General features: G+C 64.6%; 2 protein-coding genes. Both read right to left on the bottom strand.

Features of this window, described 5'->3' with window-relative positions:
- Window positions 1-3,078 (bottom strand): two-partner secretion domain-containing protein (locus RR928_RS24160; RefSeq protein ID WP_332684594.1); only part of this gene is annotated, 3,078 nt, incomplete at its 3' end.
- A gap of 18 nt (window positions 3,079-3,096) precedes the next feature.
- Window positions 3,097-4,725 (bottom strand): ShlB/FhaC/HecB family hemolysin secretion/activation protein, encoded by a 1,629-nt coding sequence (locus RR928_RS24155; protein ID WP_332684592.1) that lies wholly within the window; start codon window positions 4,723-4,725, stop codon window positions 3,097-3,099.
- Window positions 4,726-5,364 lie beyond the last annotated feature (639 nt).

Here is a 5,364-nt window from a genome sequence, read left to right as displayed (position 1 = left end):
GGGCGTGGGCGTGGGCGTGGGCGTGGGCGTGGGCGTGGGCGTGGGCGTGGGCGTGGGCGTGACGACCGTCGGGGAAGTCGTTGCGTTTACCTGCACCAAGGCAGTTTCCGACACGGGATAGTCGACTGCCAGCCTGCCGGTAAGCTCTGGAGTGATGATTGCGGGCGCATTCACCACAGTGAAGGAGCCAGTTCTTCCCGCGTCACCGGTCAGCACGCTGGCCTGCACTCCATCGACAGGCAGGCCGCCGCCCAGGGTGGACAGGTTGAGCGTGCCAGCCAGCTGGACCGGGCCGGTGACCTGGAGTTTGTCGGCGGTGTCGCCCGACAGCCGGATGTTCAAAGCGCCTTGCGCTCCCTGGGCATAGCCGCCGTTGACCGTCAGCGTGCCCACTTCGTCCGATCCGCCCGGAGCAACGATGCCGTTGTTGACCAGCTTGGGCGTCGCCACGACCGCGTTGACCAGTTGGAGCGCTTCGGGAAAGGCGTTGACCAATGTCGGCCCTGCAGCGTAAAAATCAACCGTACCCGTGCCGCGTATGGTGCCCGCGTTGTAAAGATCCTGGGGACCGTAGCTGCGCAGCGTTGCGCCTTCGGCAATACGGATCGTGCCCTGGTTGGTGTCGGTGGACGAAAATGTGACGCCCAGCACGCCGGCTCTGATGTCGAGCAAGCCGCCGGCCTGGTTCACGATCGGCGCCGGCGTGGTGCCCAGCCCCGTCTTCTCTATAGTGCCGCTGTTGTTGATACGGCCCTGATAGCCGCCGCTGAACGTATTGGTCTCGGTGGACGCAATCTGCAGCAGCGCGCCGGCTTCGTTGTTGATGGTGGTCAACGTCGAGAGCATGACACGCGAGTTGTTTCTTACGTCCACCACGCCGCTCGACTTGTTGTTGAAGATGGCATTGGTATTGAAGGACAGCACTCCAGGCTGATCAGCGCCCACGCTGATCGTGCCGTGGTTGTTCCAGACCGTGTCGCCATCAAGCACGAGCTCGCCGCGGATATCGATCAGGTTATGCGTCGTGAGCTGGGTGTTCGTGCCGCCAACGAAAGTCAGGACCGAGGGTTCGATGGTCAGTGTCGGCGCGTTGGCGCCCAGCGTCACATCGCCCAGCAGCCTCACGTTGCCGCGCCATGTCATGGCGCCGGCGCCGGTGATGTTGACGCCACCGGCAAGCTCGGAACCCTGTTCGCCCTGTTCGGCGCCCTTTATCGCAAGCTCGGCGTTCTGGGCCACTTTCACGGCACCGCCCAAGGTTGTCCTGGACAGCGACAATTGCCCGGCCTCAATCACGATGCTGCCGGCGCCGCCGTTGGTCAGCCTGCTGATGTCCTGGGCACCCGACGAAGTCTTGACGATTTCGCCGTTGTTTGTGAGGTTGGACGCTTCGCTGGCGCCGGCCAGCACGGCACTGTTGGTGCCGGACAGGGTCAGGCGCCCGGTGTTGAGCAGGCTCGCGTCCGCGTTTTCCAGGTTCAGTGCGCCTTCGCCCTGCAGTTCTATCTCGCCGGCATTGGTCCAAACGCCCTGCAGCGTCTGCGCCGAATCGATCGATACACGGCCATCCTTCCTGACATTGACCGCCGCCGCGAGAATGCGCGAAGCGCCTTGAAGCGTCGTGGTGCCACTCGCAATATTCAGGGTTCCGTTGCCCAGCGCCTCGCCTTGCGAGACTTCCAGCGCACCGCCGTTGAGGTTGATGTCCGCGTTGATGGTGGCCGCGCGGCCGGGGGTGGTCGTGCTGCCGTGGAAATTGTTCTTCAGGCTCAGGCCCAACGAACCAGCGCTGCTGGTGATGGGCGCGTTGATCTCGATGTCGTTGTGGGCACGCAGCGTGAGCTGCGCGTTTTCGCCGCCGGTCTTGGCGATCGCCGCATTCACCGTGATGTTGCCCTCGCCGGTGCCGCTGCCACCGGTGGCCAGCACCACGTGGGCGCCGACGTTGAGCTGGGCCGTGATGACGTCGGCGCCTATCGTTGTACCAGCTTCGGTCGAAACGATGATTCCTTCCTGCACATTGGCGTCGCCGCCGGCGCCCGCGACGACTTGCAGATTGCTTGGATCAATCAACCATTCTCCGCCCTTGCCCACGGTCGGCGCATTCTTGACGTTGAGGCGGGCATGGCCCGAGGTGTCGACGAAGCCGCCCGGGCCCGCGCTGCCCGTGGCCGATATGCGTCCATCAATGTCGGCCGTGTCACCGACCAGCACCACGCTGCCACCCGACAAGCCATCGGCATGGATATGGGACGCCGCTGACGTCGTCACCTCGTTGGCGCGCAGGAACACGCGCCCGCCCACGCTGTGGGCGCTGCTGGCACTGATTTCACCGGCGTTGGCCACCAGCGCCCCCCCCAGCCCGATGCGGCCGGCTTCGGCCACGATGCGGCCCAGATTCCTGGCATTGCCGCCGGCGCCGGACAGCGCGATCGATACGCCCGGGTGGCCGGTATCCAGCAGCTGTACGTTCTGGCCCGCAGCCAGCAGCACCTCGCCATTGGGGGCGTTGAGGCTGCCAGCGTTCTCCACCGTCTGGCCTACCAGATAGATGCGTCCCCCGCCCGCTGCCGCGCCGGCATTGACCGTGCCCGCGTTGCGCACTCCGGCGGCGTTGCCGGCCGAAGTGAAGTTCAGGCGCCCGGCCAGGAAGTCGGAGTCGCTCACATTGAGCGTGCTGGCGATGAAGGCGCCTACGTCTATGCGCGCGCCCTGCCCCACCATGATGCCCGCGGGATTGACCAGCCAGAGCGCGCCATTGGCCGTGATCTGGCCGTAAATCTGCGACGGGTCGCCACCTGTCACACGCGCCAGCAGCGCCGCCGCCGCGCCCGGCTGGCGAATGTCGACCAGCGCAGCCGAGCCGATGTTGAAGCTGGAGAAATTGACCAGCGCCTGAGCCGAAGTCTGGTGGATATTGAGCGTCGTGCCGTTTTGCACGATCGATGCCTGGCCACCGATCACGGTGGCGCCGGTGGGCAGCGCGCCCGGGGCGAGCTGGGCGTGCGCGCCGCCGGCGCACATCGCCGCGACCACCAGCGAGAGAAAGCGCAGCCGGAATGCCTTGTTCGATTTCATGGGGGAAGCTCTCTTTTCTTAGAACGCGAACATCGCGCTCAGATGGGCGCGCCAGTCGCCGCGCTTCTCGGTGTATGAACTGCCGGCATCGAGCACCCGGGCCGCATCCAGCCGGACGCTGAAGTCCCGGCTCAGCGTGTAGCGCGCGCCCAGACCGGTGCTGGCGACCTTGGTGTGGCCCGGCAGGTAGGTGCCCGCCGTCTTTCGGTTGCTGCCATAGCCGGCATCCACGAACACCAGGCCGCGCAGGTTGCCCGGCAGGCCGATGTGCGCGCCCAACTCAGGCGTGTAAAGCTCGGCGTTGAGCACCAGGCCGCCATCCGCGGCCACGGCGCGCTCGTCGAAGCCGCGCACCGCGTTGCTGCCCACCAGGCCCAACTGTTCGCTGGAAACGAGCGGCGTGTGGGTCAGTTGGGCGTTGCCCGCAAAGCGAATCTGCCAGCCGCTGTCCAGCGCCTGCAGCAGCGTGGCGCCGCCGCGCACCACCATGAAGCCGTCGCGCGTGCTGCGATTGCCCGGTGTCAGGTAGGAGTAGCGGTCCGTGCGGCCGTCCAGATTGGTGTAGCGCGCACCGCTGGCGAAGTTGCGCGCCAGCCCGAGGTTGTACGCCAGCGCCTGGTCCACCGCGTCGCGCTGGCCTATATAGGTGATGCTCAACGGCGTCGTGGTGTACGGCACGCAGGAGGAGATCGGCGGCGTCGCTCCCGTGACGCTGATGGGCTGGCCGTTCACATCACAGCGCGAGTCGATCTTCTTGTGGTCCAGGCCGAACACGACCTTGGACGCGGTCTCACCCGTGCGGCCCAGGAAGAGGTTGTAGCGCAGCCCCCAGGTCTCGCCCTTGCCCGTGAAGCCAAGCACACCGCCCAGCGTGGGCGAGCTCGCGGGCGTGTTGACGCTGGAGCGGCCATAGATGAAGTCGATGCTGTCGTTCAGCGCATACAGCGGCACGCGGTAGCCAACCGAGTAGACGTTCAGGTTCTGTCCCGACGGGCCGTCGGGCGACGTGGAGTACGCGAGCGTGCCCACGTGATCGCGATCGAACAGATTCGCATGCTGCAGCGCGATGCCGGTGCGCCAGTGGCCGCTTGCAGCGGTGCCGGTGTTGTCGAGCGTGGCGATGAAGCGCAGCGGCTTATGGTCGACGACGGACACCGTGGCCTCCACCGTGGCTGGCAAAGCGCCTTCGGCCATGCTGACCGACACCTGCTTGGCCGGATTGTCGTTGGCCTGCTGGATGGCCGCCGAGAGCGCCCCCAGACGCGGCGCGCTGCCGGTCTGCAGGACCGCCAGGCTCGCACGGATGTTTTCCTCGCTGAAATGCTGGTTGCCCACGACCTTGACCGAAGTCACCACGGCTTCGACCACGCGGATCTTCACGGCACCGCCGGCGATTTCCTGCTCGGGCAACACCACTTTCACCGCGGTGAAGCCGGCCTGCATGTAGGCGCGCTCGACGGCTTCCACCGCACGCTGGATATCGCTGAATTCACGCTGCGGTCCGGTCAACGGGGCCAGCGCACTGGCGATGGCTTCGCTGGAGACCAGCGTATTGCCTTCGACCTGAAAGCGCGAGATATCGAAGCGCGGCCCGGCTGGTTCGGCGGCATGAGCAGAAAGGCAGGTCAGCGCGGCGCAGAACGCCACAGACCTCAGTCGGACCGACAGGAAACGGCGTGGAGGCATCGGATTTTTTCGGCTGGCGCACGCGGTCGCACTGGCGCGGGCGAATGATTGATATGGACGAGGTGCTCAGTGCGAAATTATCCGCGAGACAAACATTTTTTTACATGAAAAACGATGCTTTACATTGAAACAATATCGGAAAACAGACATTCGTAAACCCCATGTGCGCAGGGCATTGAATCCATCCAACCGCTGTGCAGGCGCCTGCGCCGCAGAGTGGGCAAGGCCTTGGAGCTGAAGGTTTGCGCTCGGGTGTGCACAATATCGGCCTTGTCCGCGGCGCTGCCGCCAGCGCCACAGGCCCCAAACAACACCTATGAATCCGCAGAAATCTCAAGAAAATCAAGCAGTTGCACTCAATTGGCGCATGAGCGTGGCGCCCATGATGGACTGGACTGATAAATAGATAAGCCCTTGTTTTTAAATGGGAAATTATGAGGGCGTCTTAACTTGTCAGCCCCTTGTCACCCCACCCAATCGAACTGACTAAACATCCAGGCGGATCACCGGGTGATCAGACTGGCGGACAGCAGGGGCCTGCTTCCTCTCTCCGGCACCAAATTAGCTTGATTACAAGCCGTTTCCCAGCGTAATTGGGTA

Origin of the sequence: Comamonas sp., from assembly GCF_036666375.1 — a bacterium.
Taxonomy (GTDB): domain Bacteria; phylum Pseudomonadota; class Gammaproteobacteria; order Burkholderiales; family Burkholderiaceae_C; genus Comamonas.
This window is presented reverse-complemented; position numbering and strand designations above follow the sequence as displayed.